The 15,881-nt window shown below is 55.0% G+C and carries 16 protein-coding genes, 3 tRNA genes and 1 riboswitch; of the genes, 4 read left to right on the top strand and 15 right to left on the bottom strand.

What is annotated here, in order from left to right; translation table 11 throughout:
* Nucleotides 1-2: 2 nt before the first annotated feature.
* Nucleotides 3-647 (bottom strand): anthranilate synthase component II, encoded by a 645-nt coding sequence (locus AC1Z3F_RS14010; RefSeq protein ID WP_262198854.1) that lies wholly within the window; start codon nucleotides 645-647, stop codon nucleotides 3-5.
* A gap of 176 nt (nucleotides 648-823) precedes the next feature.
* Nucleotides 824-1,639 carry a class E sortase gene (locus AC1Z3F_RS14005; protein WP_483566106.1) on the bottom strand — a complete coding sequence of 272 codons (816 nt, stop codon included), beginning with the start codon at nucleotides 1,637-1,639 and terminating at the stop codon, nucleotides 824-826.
* Between the two features lie 220 nt (nucleotides 1,640-1,859).
* Here AC1Z3F_RS14005 and AC1Z3F_RS14000 point away from each other — a divergent pair, with 220 nt between their 5' ends.
* Nucleotides 1,860-2,117 carry a cell division protein CrgA gene (locus AC1Z3F_RS14000; RefSeq protein ID WP_131089666.1) on the top strand — a complete coding sequence of 86 codons (258 nt, stop codon included), beginning with the start codon at nucleotides 1,860-1,862 and terminating at the stop codon, nucleotides 2,115-2,117.
* A gap of 54 nt (nucleotides 2,118-2,171) precedes the next feature.
* Here AC1Z3F_RS14000 and AC1Z3F_RS13995 read toward each other — a convergent pair whose 3' ends face one another.
* Both AC1Z3F_RS13995 and AC1Z3F_RS13990 read right to left on the bottom strand, forming a co-directional pair.
* Entirely contained in the window at nucleotides 2,172-2,489 is a 318-nt protein-coding gene (locus AC1Z3F_RS13995) for a DMT family transporter (protein WP_483566105.1), read from the bottom strand.
* Between the two features lie 13 nt (nucleotides 2,490-2,502).
* Nucleotides 2,503-2,567, bottom strand: a riboswitch (guanidine-III (ykkC-III) riboswitch).
* Nucleotides 2,568-2,573: 6 nt separating this feature from the next.
* Entirely contained in the window at nucleotides 2,574-3,458 is an 885-nt protein-coding gene (locus AC1Z3F_RS13990; protein ID WP_483566104.1) for an ArgP/LysG family DNA-binding transcriptional regulator, read from the bottom strand.
* A gap of 70 nt (nucleotides 3,459-3,528) precedes the next feature.
* Here AC1Z3F_RS13990 and AC1Z3F_RS13985 point away from each other — a divergent pair, with 70 nt between their 5' ends.
* Nucleotides 3,529-4,146, top strand: coding sequence for a LysE/ArgO family amino acid transporter (locus tag AC1Z3F_RS13985; protein ID WP_483566103.1), 618 nt, complete (start codon nucleotides 3,529-3,531; stop codon nucleotides 4,144-4,146).
* A gap of 492 nt (nucleotides 4,147-4,638) precedes the next feature.
* Here the strand turns inward: AC1Z3F_RS13985 and AC1Z3F_RS13980 are convergent, their stop codons facing one another.
* The gene (locus AC1Z3F_RS13980; protein WP_483566102.1) at nucleotides 4,639-5,352 is read right to left on the bottom strand and encodes a rhomboid family intramembrane serine protease; all 714 of its coding nucleotides are present in this window, start codon (nucleotides 5,350-5,352) and stop codon (nucleotides 4,639-4,641) included.
* A 227-nt stretch (nucleotides 5,353-5,579) separates the two neighbouring features.
* Nucleotides 5,580-6,125: a peptidylprolyl isomerase gene (locus AC1Z3F_RS13975; RefSeq protein ID WP_131089661.1), complete on the bottom strand. Its 546-nt coding sequence runs from the start codon at nucleotides 6,123-6,125 to the stop codon at nucleotides 5,580-5,582.
* Nucleotides 6,126-6,296: 171 nt separating this feature from the next.
* Here AC1Z3F_RS13975 and AC1Z3F_RS13970 point away from each other — a divergent pair, with 171 nt between their 5' ends.
* The gene (locus AC1Z3F_RS13970; protein WP_131089660.1) at nucleotides 6,297-6,503 is read left to right on the top strand and encodes a hypothetical protein; all 207 of its coding nucleotides are present in this window, start codon (nucleotides 6,297-6,299) and stop codon (nucleotides 6,501-6,503) included.
* A gap of 3 nt (nucleotides 6,504-6,506) precedes the next feature.
* On the opposite strand, the gene AC1Z3F_RS13965 is transcribed toward AC1Z3F_RS13970, so the two are convergent.
* Together AC1Z3F_RS13965 and AC1Z3F_RS13960 are read right to left on the bottom strand one after the other, a co-directional pair.
* Entirely contained in the window at nucleotides 6,507-7,379 is an 873-nt protein-coding gene (locus tag AC1Z3F_RS13965) for a DMT family transporter (protein ID WP_483566101.1), read from the bottom strand.
* A gap of 107 nt (nucleotides 7,380-7,486) precedes the next feature.
* The gene (locus AC1Z3F_RS13960) at nucleotides 7,487-8,482 is read right to left on the bottom strand and encodes a bile acid:sodium symporter family protein (RefSeq protein ID WP_483566100.1); all 996 of its coding nucleotides are present in this window, start codon (nucleotides 8,480-8,482) and stop codon (nucleotides 7,487-7,489) included.
* A gap of 53 nt (nucleotides 8,483-8,535) precedes the next feature.
* On the opposite strand from AC1Z3F_RS13960, the gene AC1Z3F_RS13955 reads away from it, so the two are divergent.
* Nucleotides 8,536-9,735 carry a glycosyltransferase family 4 protein gene (locus AC1Z3F_RS13955; RefSeq protein WP_483566099.1) on the top strand — a complete coding sequence of 400 codons (1,200 nt, stop codon included), beginning with the start codon at nucleotides 8,536-8,538 and terminating at the stop codon, nucleotides 9,733-9,735.
* 70 nt (nucleotides 9,736-9,805) lie between these two features.
* On the opposite strand, the gene AC1Z3F_RS13950 is transcribed toward AC1Z3F_RS13955, so the two are convergent.
* From AC1Z3F_RS13950 to gyrB, 7 genes are all read right to left on the bottom strand, one after another.
* A tRNA-Ala gene (locus tag AC1Z3F_RS13950) sits at nucleotides 9,806-9,878 on the bottom strand.
* Nucleotides 9,879-9,972: 94 nt separating this feature from the next.
* Nucleotides 9,973-10,045, bottom strand: a tRNA-Ala gene (locus tag AC1Z3F_RS13945).
* A gap of 7 nt (nucleotides 10,046-10,052) precedes the next feature.
* Nucleotides 10,053-10,172 (bottom strand): DLW-39 family protein, encoded by a 120-nt coding sequence (locus tag AC1Z3F_RS13940; protein WP_396268250.1) that lies wholly within the window; start codon nucleotides 10,170-10,172, stop codon nucleotides 10,053-10,055.
* Between the two features lie 31 nt (nucleotides 10,173-10,203).
* A tRNA-Ile gene (locus AC1Z3F_RS13935) sits at nucleotides 10,204-10,277 on the bottom strand.
* Between the two features lie 120 nt (nucleotides 10,278-10,397).
* A complete protein-coding gene (locus tag AC1Z3F_RS13930; RefSeq protein WP_483566098.1) occupies nucleotides 10,398-10,985 on the bottom strand; it encodes a DUF3566 domain-containing protein in 588 nt (195 codons plus the stop codon).
* Entirely contained in the window at nucleotides 10,982-13,609 is a 2,628-nt protein-coding gene (gyrA, locus tag AC1Z3F_RS13925; protein WP_131089655.1) for a DNA gyrase subunit A, read from the bottom strand. Before gyrA ends, AC1Z3F_RS13930 begins: the two co-directional genes overlap by 4 nt.
* 56 nt (nucleotides 13,610-13,665) lie before the next feature.
* Nucleotides 13,666-15,669 carry a DNA topoisomerase (ATP-hydrolyzing) subunit B gene (gene gyrB, locus AC1Z3F_RS13920; protein ID WP_207306515.1) on the bottom strand — a complete coding sequence of 668 codons (2,004 nt, stop codon included), beginning with the start codon at nucleotides 15,667-15,669 and terminating at the stop codon, nucleotides 13,666-13,668.
* Nucleotides 15,670-15,881 lie beyond the last annotated feature (212 nt).

Raw genomic sequence — 15,881 nt, 5'->3', positions numbered from 1 at the left:
GGTTATTCGCCACTGAACAATGGGCTCAGGGTGGAGGCCTTCTCGGCCGCTCCCTGCAGTCCTAAGAATTCCAGCCAGTTACCAAGCATCTGGTAGCCCTGCTCAGTCAGAACAGACTCAGGGTGGTATTGCAGGCCCCATAAGGGCGCCTCGCGGTGCGCCAGAGCCATGATGACTCCCCCAGCGGTCTGTGCAATGATTTCCAGCTCTTCTGGGATGCTCTCGCGTACTGCAGCCAGCGAGTGGTAACGGGTAGCGGTGAATGGGTTGGCCACATTCTTGAAGACCGGGTGGTTCTCATGGTGGACGAGCGAGGTCTTGCCATGCATCAGTTCTTCGGCATGGGTTACCGTTCCACCGTAGGCTTCGGCCAGTGCCTGATGACCAAGGCAGACGCCCAACATCGGCTTATTCTGCTGCCCGCACCACTTGATCAAATCGATGCTCACCCCGGCACCAGCTGGATCACCGGGACCTGGAGAGATCAGTACACCGTCGTATTCAGAAGCTAATTCGATTGCTTCTTGCACACTGAGATCGTCATTGCGATGCACCGTGGTCTGCGCGCCAAGCTCCTGCAAATAGCCCACGAGGGTGTAGACAAAACTGTCGTAATTATCGATCACTAGGATCTTGGTGCTGCTCACGGGGTACTCTGGCCAATCGTTGAATCGGTAAAGGGGCTGATGTATTGATTCAGCCACGGAAAAACGTACACCATCAGTAATAGCACGATGGCGACAATGACAATCAATGCTTCAAAAATGCGAAGCCATAGTGGACCGGGTAGGTTCCGAAAAATCCAGGCGTACATTTGTTCCTCCTAGCTCGTTGCTTCGATAACCATGTCGCGGATTTCCTTGGGTGGACCAGCGTCAAGGGGCTGCCAATCGGTCAATTCCGAATACGCAATCATTCGCTGTTGCGTCGTATATTTCGGATGGCAGGTAGTCATCGTCAAGATCGACTTGGTTGGCTCCACTCCCCATTTGTGCGGGGTAGGCAGAAGTACGTCGCCGTTGGATGGAGCAACCACTTCCGTGGCGTACCAGGTATAGGTGTAATAGCCTTCTGCTGTCTGCAGGTAGATCTTGTCGCCCTCTTGCAGCTCGTCTATGTCCCAGAAAACCTGACCGTGAGTTTGACGGTGCGCGGCAACGGCAAAGTTGCCTTTCTCCCCCGGTTGTTGGGTCGACGGGTAATGGCCGATACCCAGATTATCGATGACGTAGTCTTCGACTCCGGAGGTCACCGGGTGATGAGATCCATGGCTACCAAAACGTGGGAAATACATGATTCCAAAAGTGCTACCTGGCGCTATTTCGGTCACCGGCGCCGGCCCGTAGTCCTTGGTCTCTTCCTTTTCCTTCTCGGAAGAGTGTTCAGACGAATTCTCTGAGGAATCCTCTGGTTCATCCGGAATGACCACGTCGCCAAATTCTTGGATGAGTCCCTGAGTTACTTCTTTCTGAGCCTGCGCGGAATCAATATTTGTCCACCACAGTTCCCACGCAACATAGAGCATGAGCAAAATTCCTATAGTAATGAAGAGTTCACCGAGGAATCCTACGATGACATTTCCCGCAGACCGAGGGCGGCGCTCTGCGCGGCGGCCTTGTGCTGTGGCAACTCGATTCACTGCTCTGCGACTCCTCTGGGAATTCCTTTATCAGGATATGTCAATCTACATGGGGCCTCACAGGCCAAAACCCGGTAGTTCTCATGGGTTACGGCTAGTATGGAAGCTACGTAGGAATGCAACAAGCAGTTCTCAGCATCCTTGTGCCCAAGCCTACCGGGAAGACCTAACGTCTCCCACATTTACTACATTAAGCAGATGAAGCCGAGGGAGCATTCGAGTGCCGGAGTCAAAACCACGACGCAAGAACAAAACACAGGCCGAAACCGAGCGCCAGCGCACCCACTCCATTGATGCGCCAATGCCAGGTTGGTACAAACCTGTCATGTTTGGTTTGATGCTCCTTGGCCTGGTGTGGATCATCGTCTACTACATTTCTCAGACCCTGTTCCCAATCCCCAACATTGGTGGATGGAACATTGTTGTTGGATTCGGCATTGCGATGGTCGGATTCTTTATGACAACAGGCTGGAAATAGCACTTACGCCGATCCCTATGGGGATCGGCGTAGTTCGTTAAATCGATCAGTTCTTTAGTGGCTTACGGCCTTGAGTCCGATAACGCATCCGACCAGGCCAATGATGAATACCATCTTGAGCACCGAAAACGCTTCTTGTCCGGTGGCCATTGAGTAGATCACCGCGAGTGATGCTCCGACACCTACCCAGATTGCGTAGGCGGTGCCGACAGGAATCTCTTTCATGGCATAGGCAAGGCCAGCCATGGAAACTAGTAAGCCAGCAAAAAAGACGATGCTTGGAAGAAGTTTCGACAAGCCTTCACTCATGCCTAAAGCAATGGCCCAGACAGCTTCGAAAACACCAGAAATAATAAGAACGGCCCAATACATGCCGGAATCCTTTTCTGGCCGTCTTGTCGATTTCCGGGTACGGCTCCCTCGTCCGGGTACAGCCATTGATTGCCTGCAACGAGCTCAGGCTATCAAATGCAGTCCAAATTGGCGGGCGGCTGCGACTAATATGCCATCGAGCTTGCTAAGCAGTTCTGAATCCACTGCCCATCGCTGCAGGTAGAGCGGAACATCGGCGAACCAATCCTCGTGAAGTACCTTCAGCCCCTTGGCTTCAGCGAGTTGTAGTTCGGGGATCATCCCCCAGCCCATCCCTGCTTCAACCGCACTGAGGTATCGCAGCGAGTCAGGGACGTGGTGCACTTGGGCTTCGGGCCGTCGGCCCTGGCCAGCAAGCCGTGCGACCATGCTGTATTGCAACGGATCTTCGCGATCAAAAACTACCATCGGTGTTTTCACTAGGGATTCTGGATCCACCCGGGACAGATACCGTTCAACGATGCGTGGTGCTGCAGCTGCGCGATATCTCATGGCTCCAAGCTTTTTACTGACGCATCCTTGAAGCGCTTGGGAAGTCGTAGTGACTACGGCACTGACTCGTCCGCTACGAAGTAGCTCCAATCCCCTGTTTTCATCGGTACGCAGAATCTCAACAGACAGATTCTCGATGCCTGCCAACTGTTCAAATACCGGCGAGAACCACGTAGACAAGGAATCAGCGTTAACTCCGATGGCTACGTTCAAGGGTGCGTCGGCAGAAATTTCCCGGGTGAATTCCGCGCTGAGCAAAGCCATCTGTCGCGCATACCTGAGCACCCTATATCCCTGTTCGGTAGGAATGACCGGACGGCTCCTGATTACAAGGATCGCTCCGATTCGATTCTCCAAAGCCTTGATTCGCTGGCTGACGGCAGAGGCCGTAACGCCTAAGTCGATGGATGCATCATCAAAGCTTCCGGCATCCACCACAGCCAGCAGGGTCTCGAGGTGCTCAACGTCGATATTCACATTAGGAACTCTAATCTAGATGCAGAAAGTTAAGTTCGACTTAGCCTGTAGATTTTCTTACGGTTTTCTCATGACTCCTGCACCATTTTTCTTCGGCATGACCACTGGACTATCGCTGATCGTGGCAATCGGCGCCCAGAACGCCTTCGTGCTCCGTCAAGGAATCAGAAAAGAGCACGTCTTCACCACCGCGCTAGTCTGCGCCCTGTCTGATGCCGTCCTCATTTGTGCTGGAGTCAGCGGCATGGGCGTCTTAGTTGAGCGACTCCCCTGGCTACTGGTCATCGCTCGCTTGGGTGGCTTCCTATTCCTTGCAACGTATGCGGCGTTCGCCTTCCGCCGGTCGTTCAAACCCGAGTCGCTGAAAATTAGCGATTCAACTCGTTCGGTGACGACCCTGTCAATAATCGGAACTACGCTGGCGCTAACTTGGCTCAATCCCCACGTATATATCGACACGGTTCTACTACTCGGATCGGTTGCCGTAGCCCAAGGCGACGGTGCTCCATGGTTTGCGTTCGGAGCCATCACTGCGAGCTTCATCTGGTTTTTTGTTCTTGCCTACGCAGCGCGACTGCTCGCCCCACTGTTTGCAAAACCCAAGGCCTGGCAGATCCTCGACTTCATCATCGGCATCCTTATGCTTTTGTTCGCAACCTTCTTGATCTGGCCCCTTTTCGCCAACTAATCCACAAGTTATCAACGTTATCCACATGCAATGTGCACAACTTTTACCAACAGCTGTTCACAAACTTATCCACAGCTGGGGACAACGTGTCGATTCTTAAGTGGATATGCACATTTTAACTAGTCAAGTGTACTTTTCGTTAAACAAATGACATGCTTGTAAGTTATTAACACTGTGGATTTCGACTGTGGATAGCGCTCGATTTTAGCTTATTCACAGCCGATCGCGCTAATCGGTTAAACTTTCGAACCTCAAGTTATTGACAGTTCACTGGTTCGTATATGCGCTATCTACAGGGGTTGTTAAAAAGTTATCCACAACTGGGGACAAGGTTGTGAGTATTGCTTAGCTTCCTCGAAATATCCTTGAATACAAAGGTATCCACGCCTGTTAATATCTCCGAAGCTCCGGAAGTTACACGGATGTAAGTTATTAACAGTGTGGATAATCTGTGTGGATAACGAATACTGGGGTTTTCGAACTATGCTCCGGTCACTTTGCACCCTGGGCTGCAAGGTACACAGAGACAAGCAGAAGTATCGATAATGCGCTGAGCAGTACTAGCTGGATTCGCGAACGCTGTGGATTACTTCTAGGAATCAGCACGATACATGCTGAAGCAATAATGCCGGTTACGGCGCCACCCAAGTGTCCTTGCCAAGAAATTCCGGAAACAACGAAGCCAAGCACGATGTTGAGCACCAGAATGATGCCCATCTGGCGCAAGGCTTGCTTGTTAGAGCGGAAGACAACAAAGGTTGCTAGGAAGAGGCCTGCCAATGCGCCCGAGGCACCGAGTGTGGCGCTCATCGGAGCGCTGAGCAATAAGATGCCCAAGGATCCGCCGATGGCGCTGAGCAGATAAAGCCAAGCGAAACGCAGCCTGCCTAGTCGGGGCTCGAGCAATGTGCCGAAGATGTAGATGCCGTACATGTTCATGGCCAGGTGCAGGATTGACCCGGTGGAGTGAGCGAAGGCGCTGGTGATCAAACGCCATGGTTCATAAGCGGCGATCACGGGCGCTAGGACCAATGAATTGGTCAGCCCCGGGATGATCCACTGGAATAGGTATACAAGGACGTTCAGTGCGATCACGGCGTAGGTAATCACCGGAGCACCGGAGCGTAAGCGCCCACCAAACTGTGTTTGCTGTTGCGGCAGGCGCCTGCTGGCCTCCGCGACACATTCCACACACTGCACGCCCACTGGGGCAGAGACCTGGCATTGAGGACAGATCGGGCGTTCGCACCGATTGCAAGAAACGTAAGCTACCGTGTCCGGGTGTCGATAGCATGTCGGAGCTGCTTGGCCCTGAGGGTTAATTTGCCCGTAGGACATCGGTACCTGCCTTGTATAGGGTTGGGTGCTTAAACTTCAGGCCCCGACAACACCACATGGTGGATCGTCGGGGCCTGCGGTTTTGGAGTCGGTTGTTACAGGGTCTCGATATCGACCGAGTTGATAACAACGTCTTCCAGTGGCTTGTCGCGGCCGTCGGTTGCAACAGCGTTCAGCGCGTCAACGATCTTGCGTGAATCTGCGTCATTAACTTCACCGAAGATGGTGTGCTTGCCCTGCAACCAAGTAGTTGGCACGGTGGTGATGAAGAACTGCGAACCGTTGGTTCCGCGGCCCATACGGATACCCGCATTAGCCATGGCCAGCTTGTAAGGCTCGTTGAAGTTCAGTTCTGGGTGGATCTCATCATCAAACTGGTAGCCTGGGCCACCGAAGCCCTGACCCAGTGGGTCGCCACCCTGAATCATGAAGTCAGAAATGATGCGGTGGAAGATGGTTCCGCTGTACAGCGGGGTGTTGGTCTTCGTGTCACCGGACTCTGGGTGTACCCACTCCTGCTCACCGGTCGACAGGCCAACGAAGTTCTTTACGGTCTTAGGTGCGTGGTTGCCGAAGAGATCGACAACGATATCGCCCAAGGTAGTGTGAATCGTGGCTTTATGAGTTGCGTTTGCGGTCATGCCTACATTGTTCCATGATCAGGGCGTGACCCACTAAAAACTGACGTACGCGTTGAGTGAAAATTTAGAACAATCTCTGATGGCATCACAGCTAACACTGGCTTGCAAGACCGTATCTGCATAGTCTTGAACTGTCGGAGACCGAGATCGACTTTGAGTCTGGAGCAATGCATGAGCAAGAAGAGCAAAGTAGGAAAAGTACTAGCCGTTGGCTTGATTGCCGGAGTCGTCGCCATTTTGGTTGCCGTATGGAAAGCCTCGAAACCAATCGAAGATCCATGGGAAAACGAACCTACAACGGCCCTTCCACAACAGCCCATTGATTCACGAGAAGCCAGTGTGGAAGAAATCCGCGAAATCATCGAAGATGACAAATAAAAACTAACTACGCTTCACTTTTGGTTGGGCTTGCCCTCGTATGACGAGGGCAAGCCCAACGAGTATCACCACTAGGCCGGCATAGGTTGCCGGCGATACAACCTGCCCCAAGAAAATTGCTGCCAGTAATGCAGCACCTGGAATCTCGAGCAAGATCAGCATTGAAACCGTCAGGGCTCCCAATACATTGAGTAGATGGTTCATTGCGGTGTGGCCAAGAATCTGCGCGCAAACCGTCAGCAGAACAATGCCCCACCAACCATGAGCATCAAAACCCCACACAGGCATGCCGGTGGCAAAGCAGAGCACCAATAGAGCCAGTGCGGTAATTGCGTAACAGCTCGAGGTGTAGCTCACGGTGCTCATTGTTTGTCGAGCGACGGATCCTGCAAGGGTGTAAACAGCCGCCGAGACGCCACCTGCTAAGGCCAAAAAGTCACCGAGCAGAACCTGCGAACCCAAGCTCATGTCGAACCCGGTGATCACAATCGCGCCACCTAGGGCAACCGCCATTCCGACAAAAACCTGTGTTCGATACTGAACCTTGCGCATTACTTGGAAGACAGCAATCCACACACCTTGGATGCAGACCAAGGCAGTACCGGCAGCCACGCTAGTTAGTCGCATCGAGTACATAAAGCAGACGAAGTGAAGAGCCAGTGCTGTTCCCGCAAGACCGGTGAACGTCCATTCACGAGCTGTCATGCTCAGATACACCCGAGGGTTTTTTCGCAACGCAGGGACACTCAAAATTGCCGCTGCTGCACCATTGCGCCAGAAGGCCATGGACAGCACCGGGACACCCGGAAATGCGGCAATTATGGGTCCGGAGGCAGAAACTCCGAGGATGCCGACCAAGGCGAGCAGGATTGTCACGAGCTAAAAACACCTTCGTTTCTTGTAGCTGTTTTCAGCTGGGACAAATCACGTGTTTTGCCCGTGGTTACGTATCGATAGTCTATATTCCCCAATGGGAATATATCCTATTTGTCGGCCAAATTCCCCGTATTTACGGTCTTTTTGCGGCGCCAGTAAGCAGCGATCATCGCTCCGGACAAGTTATGCCATACGGAGAATACAGCGGCCGGAAGGGCTGCTTCTGGGGTGAAATATTGCTTCGCCAGTCCACCTGCCAGCCCTGAATTCTGCATTCCTACTTCGATAGCCATCGTTCGGCGTGCATCGGCAGGAACGCGCATCAGCACGCCGGCTCCGTAGCCCAACAGGAGCCCCAACCCGTTGTGCAAGATGACGGCAACTAGTACCAGCAGCCCCGCGTTCATGATGGCTTGCGAGCTGCCGGCCACAATAATTGTCACCACAACGGTGATGGCGAGAACTGAGATCCATGGCAGAACTCCGGTGACCTTAGTGACCGATCGGTTAAGGACCATCCGGATCGCAATTCCGAGCACCACTGGAATCAGAACAATCTGAACAACACTGAGCGCCATCGATCCTGCGTCCACAGGCATGTACTGGCCAGCTAGCCACAGAGCCAACAGGGGAGTTAGCGCAGGGGCAATCAAGGTCGATACAGAGGTCATGGCTACCGACAAGGCAACGTTGCCTCGAGCCAGGTAGGAAACGACGTTTGACGCTGTTCCACCCGGAGCGCAGCCAACCAAGATGAGACCCGCCGCCAGTGCTGGATCTAGGTGAAGAACGGTGGCCACCAACCAGCCTGCGCTCGGCATCACGACAAACTGGGCAACCACACCGCCAAGGACTGGCAGCGGGTTTTTCACCACCAAGGCGAAGTCAGGCAAGGTCAACGTCAAACCCATGCAGAACATGATGATCATCAATAAAGGATTGATCCACCCAGCCAAGCCAACAAAAGCTTGGGGGAGCAACATGCCACACAGTCCACCCAGCAGAATCAATACAGGAAAGAGAAGGACCGCTATGCGCGAATCTTTGTCGATCTTTTCGCTCTGAACTGCGCCGTCGACGTCGCCGGAATTTTCGTTTACCACTTACGGTATCTTGCCACCAATGGCCTAAAACCAACAATAAACAACAGAAGTTAATGAACTGCCCCAGTCGTATTTACTTTGATGTCACCGTGGATCGCCATCCTGAAAGTGTGAAGGTCGCAATCGTCGCTGAATCGTTCCTGCCCCACTTCAACGGGGTTACCAACTCTATTCTGAAGACCCTGGATCATCTGGCTCTGACCGGACATGATGCAGTGGTCATCACGCCAGCTGGCTCATTGACCGGCGAACTGACGGGCCATGGGGTGCCGAAGCACTACCGCGGTTTCCGTATCCACACCGTGCCCTCAATGCCGCTGGCTAGCTACCCTGAGGTCAGGGTGGCTACTACCAGTGTGGGTCGGCTTCGTAAGATCCTGGCTCGTGAGCGCGTGGACGTAGTCCATCTGGCTAGCCCATTCATCTTGGGATGGCAAGCACTACGTGCAGCTCAAGAACTGAATCTACCTACGGTGGCCCTCTACCAAACCGAGGTTCCCAACTATGCAAGCCGCTATAAGATGCCGTGGTTAACCCAGCGTCTGTGGGAGCATGTCCAAGCCATCCACACGGCTGCTGATCTATCGCTAGTTCCCAGCACCTTTTCTTTCCAACAGCTCAAGAACTTGGGGATCGACAGGCTCAAGATTTCGGGCAGGGGAGTCGACACCGTCCAATTCACCCCGCAACGACGCAGCGAGCACTTCAGGCAAGCTGTAGCGCCGAATGGGGAAGTCATTATCGGATATGTTGGGCGTCTGGCCGCAGAGAAGCAGGTAGCTGATCTAAAGGCCCTAGCTGACCTGAAGAACACCAGGCTCGTCATCGTAGGTTCTGGCCCGTTAGAGGCCGAATTACGGGCGTTACTGCCTACCGCACACTTCACCGGCTTCCTCTCGGGTGAACGATTGGCAGAGGTCATGGCGTCTATGGATGTATTTGTTCATCCCGGGTCCTCTGAAACCTTCTGCCAGACCATTCAGGAAGCTATGGCCTGTGGCGTCCCGGTGGTGGCCGTGGGCCGTGGAGGTCCGCTAGACCTCGTGGATTCCTCGCACACGGGCTGGTTGTATCAACCGGGGAATCTTACTGAGTTGCGAAGCCGGGTCAGTGACCTTGTTTACGATGATGCCAAACGCTTGGCATTTGCCAGTGCGGCGTTAGCCAGCGTTCAGGGTCGTTCCTGGTTCAACATTGGCGAACAGCTGATCGACCATTATCAATTTGTCCGAATGGCCCGAATCAGCCGCTGATGTTCTGCGGCTTGGTTGCCTTGGAAATGGCGAAGGACGGAAAGCGAATGCTTTCCGTCCTTCAATACTGTGGAGCCTAGGAGAATCGAACTCCTGACATTCTGCTTGCAAAGCAGACGCTCTACCAACTGAGCTAAGGCCCCTTATACAGTTTTTGGTGTTCCACACCGATCAATCCGAAGCGGATCAATCAAAAAGAATTAGCGGAAAGCTGATGCTTTCCGCCAGTCTTTTTTGTGGAGCCTAGGAGAATCGAACTCCTGACATTCTGCTTGCAAAGCAGACGCTCTACCAACTGAGCTAAGGCCCCAAAAGCTTTAGGAAACTTTATCGGCTACCTGATGCCAGGTTTCCTTTGTTTCCGAAGAAGCCTTTACTTTCTTGACCAAGACTACCGTAGCAGTCGCAATCGTTGCGAGAACCAGGAACTTTTTCATTACTTCCTCTTTCTCTCTAGCAAGGTTTCCGTGGGCGTACCAAGACTTGAACTTGGGACCTCTTCGTTATCAGCGAAGCGCTCTAACCGCCTGAGCTATACGCCCTTGCTTTTGTTTGTTCCCTTTGGAACGAAATAAAACTCTACCGGGGATTTCCAGAACTTACAAATCGAGCCCGGGTGTCATGCATCACAGCATGAATCCCGGGCTCGACTAGGGGTGTTTCTAGTCGTCGGTGAGGGTTACTCCGATGCCGCCAACCAATGAAGCAGCGATGTTGTACAGCACCGCTCCAAGGGTGGAAACCACCGAAATAACTACAACATTCACCACGGCGATAATCGTTGCGTAGGAAGCAACCTGACCCAGCGACATGGTCTGTCGTAGGTCGAAGCTGCCCTGAGCAATCGCATCACGGATCAGCTGGTTGAACGCATCGAAGGTTCCCATCAGGTCAAGCAGGGCCCAAATACCTACGGAAGCAACTACGGTGATCACACCGAAAGCTACCGCGAGCAAGAACGCGAGCTTCAGAACCGAGAACGGTTCAACCTTGGAGACCAGCAAGCGTGCCTTACGCACCTTGGCCTGAGGCGCCGGGCGAACCAGACGCTCCTGGGTGGTAGCCGGGCGCTGCTGGCCACCGGTAGGCCGTTGACCTGTTGGGCGGCTCTGGCCGCCTGCTGGTCGGGAACCGCTGGCCGCTGGGCGGCTACCGGTGTTGCTAGTGGCCGGACGCTTTACCTGGGCAGGTCGCGGCGCTTCGCTCTTCGGGGCACTGCCGTTGCGGCGTGGCGTCGAGGGCGTGCTCATGCGTTACCTCCGTTAGTGGTGTCATCGTCCTGTACGTCAGTTTCGGTTTCTGGCGCAGGTGATGACTGATCGATCGTGTTTTCTGCGTCCAACGTTACGGCATCTTCCTCCAAGTTCTCTTCGAGCTGAGTCTCGGAGTTCTTGGCCACCGCAATAATGCTGTCCTTCTTGTCCGGCTTTGCGAAGATCACACCCATGGTGTCTCGACCCTTGGCAGGAACCTGCGATGCGGCTGAGCGCACTACCTTGCCACCGCTCATGACAACCAAAACTTCGTCGGTTTCATCAACGATCAACGCACCAACCAATTCGCCGCGTTCCTCGTTCAGCTTGGCAACCTTAATGCCCAAGCCACCACGGGATTGAACGCGGTATTCAGCAACATCGGTGCGCTTGGCGTAGCCTTCGTTGGTCACCGTGAAGACGAAGGAATCTTCGCGGACCACATCGGCGGCCAACAACTCATCACCTTCACGGAACTTCATGCCGGTCACACCAGAAGTTGCACGACCCATTGGACGCAGTGCGGTATCGGTGGCGGTGAAGCGGACCGACTGGCCCTTGCGCGAGACCAGCATCACATCATCGGATTCGCTGACCAGCTGTGCGGAGACAAGCTCATCATCGTCGCGCAGGTTGATAGCGATCACGCCGGCGGTGCGGTTGGTGTCGTAGTCTTCCAGACGGGTCTTCTTCACCAAACCATTGCGGGTAGCCAACATTAGGTAGGCAGCATCCTGGTAGGTGCGTAGATCCAAGACCTGGGCGATGTGCTCGTCGGGCTGGAATGCCATGACATTTGCCACGTGCTGACCCTTGGCGTCACGACCGGCCTCGGCCAGTTCGTAGCACTTAGTGCGGTAGACACGGCCGTGGTTGGTGAAGAACAGCAACCAGTTGTGGGTTGAGGTGACGAAGAAGTGCTCCACCACGTCGTCCCCACGCAGGTTAGCTCCCTTGATACCCTTGCCGCCGCGAGCCTGCGAGCGGTAGTTGTCAATGCGGGTGCGCTTAACGTACCCACCGCGGGTGATGGTAACGACCATTTCCTCTTCAGGGATCAGGTCTTCAACGCTCATGTCGCCGTCGTAGCCCATAAGGATCTTGGTGCGACGATCATCGCCGTGTTTGTTCACGATCTCGCCAAGTTCTTCGGCGACGATTTCTCGCTGACGTTCAGGCGAAGCGATGATGGCCTGGAATTCTGCGATCATGCGCTCGAGTTCAGCGTGACGATCCTGAATCTTCTGGCGTTCCAGGGCGGCCAGACGGCGCAGCTGCATATCAAGGATGGCGCGAGCCTGATCCTCATCGATGCTCAGCAGTTCCATCAGTCCGTCGCGCGCTGCCTCGGTGGTTGCCGAACGGCGAATCAGCGCGATGACCTCGTCCAAAGCATCCAGTGCCTTGAGCAGGCCACGCAAAATGTGTGCCTCTTCTTCGGCCTTCTTCAGGCGGAACTGGGTGCGGCGTACGATGACTTCGATCTGGTGGGTGACCCAGTGACGGATGAACCCATCCAGTGGCAGGGTGCGTGGCACCCCGTCAACGATGGCCAGCATATTGGCCGAGAAGTTGGTCTGTAGCTCGGTGTGCTTGTACAGGTTGTTAAGCACAACCTTGGCCACGGCGTCGCGCTTGAGCACGATGACCAGGCGCTGGCCGGTACGGCCCGAGGTTTCATCGCGCATGTCGGCGATGCCGGCGATCTTGCCGTCACGCACCAGCTCGGCGATCTTCACCGCGAGGTTATCCGGGTTGGCCATATATGGCAGTTCGGTAACTACCAAGCAGGTGCGACCCTGGATTTCTTCCACGTTGACTACCGCGCGCATAGTGATGGAACCACGGCCGGTGCGGTAAGCATCGGCGATGCCCTTGGTGCCAAGGATCATCGCGCCGGATGGGAAGTCCGGGCCCTTGACGCGCAGCATCAGCTCGGCGAGCAGCTCTTCACGAGTAGCTTCCGGGTTCTTCAGGTACCACTGCACACCCTCGGCAACTTCGCGCAGGTTATGTGGCGGAATGTTGGTCGCCATACCCACGGCGATGCCCGAGGAACCGTTCACCAACAGGTTAGGGAAGCGGGCCGGAAGAACCGTAGGTTCCTGGTTCTTACCGTCGTAGTTGTCCTGGAAATCAACGGTGTTCTCGTTGATGTCGCGGACCATTTCCATGGCCAGTGGGGCCATTTTGGTTTCCGTGTAACGCTGGGCAGCAGCACCATCGTTACCCGGGGAGCCGAAGTTACCCTGACCCAGGGCCAGTGGGTAACGCATAACCCAGTCCTGGATCAGGCGAACCAGGGCATCGTAAATCGCGGTATCACCGTGCGGGTGGTACTGACCCATCACTTCGCCGACAACGCGGGCGCACTTGTTGTAGGCGCGCTCCGGACGGTAACCACCGTCGTACATCGCGTACAGCACACGGCGGTGCACAGGCTTCAGGCCATCGCGCACATCCGGTAGGGCACGGCCAACAATAACGGCCATGGCGTAGTCCAGGTAGGACCGCTGCATTTCGGTCTGCAGGTCGATCTGGTCAACCCGGCCGCCTTCATGGATTGGCTCGATGACTTCGCCGTCCATGGGTTCATTCTCAGGGGTTTGCTCGTCGCTCAATGTGTTCCCTTATAAGTCAAAAAGTCTTCAGTGGATTTCGTCTTGGCCTAGGCCGATCAGATATCCAGGAAGCGCACGTCCTTGGCGTTCTGCTGGATGAAGTTACGGCGGGACTCAACGTCCTCGCCCATCAGCACGGAGAAAACCTCGTCCGCGGCTGCGGCGTCATCCATGGTGACCTGGCGCAGCGTACGGAATTCCGGATCCATGGTGGTGTCCCACAATTCCGAGTAGTCCATCTCGCCCAGACCCTTGTAGCGCTGGATTCCGTTGTCCTTTGGCAGGCGCTTGTTGGAAGTCTGTCCAGCTAGCAGTGCGTCATCGCGTTCCTTATCGGAGAACACGTAGTCGTGCGGCGCATTGGACCACTTGATGCGGTACAGCGGGGGAGCAGCGAGGTAAACGTAGCCGTGCTCGATCAGCGGACGCATAAAGCGGAAGATCAAGGTCAGCAGCAAGGTGGTGATGTGCTGGCCGTCGACGTCAGCATCGGCCATCAGCACAATCTTGTGATAACGCAGCTTGGCCATGTCGAACTCTTCGCCGATACCGGTACCAAAAGCGGTGATCATGGCCTGAACTTCGGCATTGCCCAACGCACGGTCCAGACGAGCACGCTCCACGTTCAGGATCTTGCCACGCAACGGCAGGATGGCCTGGGTGTGTGGGTCACGTCCGCGCTTGGCCGAGCCGCCTGCGGAGTCACCCTCCACGATGAACACTTCGCACTCGGAAGGATTCTTCGAGGAGCAGTCCGAGAGCTTACCCGGCATACCGAAGGATTCCATCGGCGATTTACGTCGGGCATTATCGCGCGCTTTGCGGGCTGCCATGCGAGCCTGGGAAGCGAGCTGTGCCTTGCGGATAATGTCGCGGGCAACGTTGGGGTTGCGCTCGAACCAGTCGCTAAGTTCCTCGTTGACTACACCCTGGACAAAGCCACGGGCCATCGAGTTGCCCAGCTTGGTTTTGGTCTGGCCTTCGAACTGTGGTTCGGAAAGCTTCACCGAAATCACCGCGGTCAAACCTTCACGGGCATCTTCACCGGTGAGGTTGTCATCCTTTTCGCGCAGGATCTTGTTATCCCGGGCGTAACGATTCAGCAGACCGGTCAGCGCCGCGCGGAAGCCCTCTTCGTGGGTACCACCCTCATGGGTGTTGATGGTGTTCGCGTAGGTGTGCACGGACTCGGCGTAGGCGTTGGTCCACTGCATCGCGATTTCCAGGCTGATGCCTCGAGCAGCGTCTTCAGATTCGAAGGCGATGACCTCGTCGTGAACCAGTTCTACCTTTTTGGCGGCGTTCAGGTGCTTGACGTAGTCCAGCAGGCCGTCCTTGTAGAGGTAGTCCACAGTTTTTGGCTTAACTACCTGGTTTTCGATCTCTTCGGCGACTTCGGCTTCTGGTTCAGCGTTGACTGGGGTGCGCTCATCGGTCAAGGTGATGCGCAGGCCCTTGTTCAAGAAGGCCATCTGCTGGAAGCGAGCACGCAGCGTCTCAAAATCGAATTCGGTGGTCTCGAAGATTTCCGGATCCGGGTAGAAAGTCTGGGTGGTGCCGGTCTTATCGGTCTCTTCACCCTTTTCCAGCGGGCTGGTGGTCACACCACCATTGCTGAAGCCGATACGCCATGCGTTGCCCTGGCGGCGAACGACGGTATCCACCTTGCGCGATAGCGCGTTAACCACGGAAATACCCACACCGTGCAGGCCACCGGAAACAGCGTAACCGCCGCCACCGAACTTGCCGCCGGCGTGCAGGATGGTCATAACTACCTCAACGGTAGGCTTGCCCTCGGTGGGGTGGACATCCACGGGGATGCCTCGACCATTGTCGACACAACGCACGCCACCATCGGCTTGCAAGGTGACGTTGATGGTGTCGCAGTATCCAGCCAAGGCTTCATCGACGGAGTTGTCCACGACTTCGTAAACCAAGTGGTGTAGGCCGCGAGGGCCGGTGGAACCGATGTACATGCCCGGGCGTTTACGTACCGCTTCGAGTCCTTCGAGGACGGTAATATCCTGGGCGCCATAGGTATGTTCGACTTTGGAAGTCATCGATTCCGCGGGAACCTGGCTTTCTGCCGGATCCTGCGGTGAAGCATTTTCAGTAGACACGGGTGCTACGAACTCCTCGAATTAAGCGCGCGATCACCGTTGCGCCGCAAAGTGCGTCTCGGGTGATCATGGTCTGGAGGGACATCGCCGCGGGGTTGACCCACAGCAAAATCATTTCACTGCTTCTAATTCTACCGCGCTGAGCAAAATAA

The sequence above is a fragment of the Glutamicibacter sp. MOO4 genome (genome assembly GCF_056934395.1).
The sequence above is the reverse complement of the archived record's forward strand: the minus strand, read 5'-3'. Positions and strand labels throughout refer to the sequence as shown.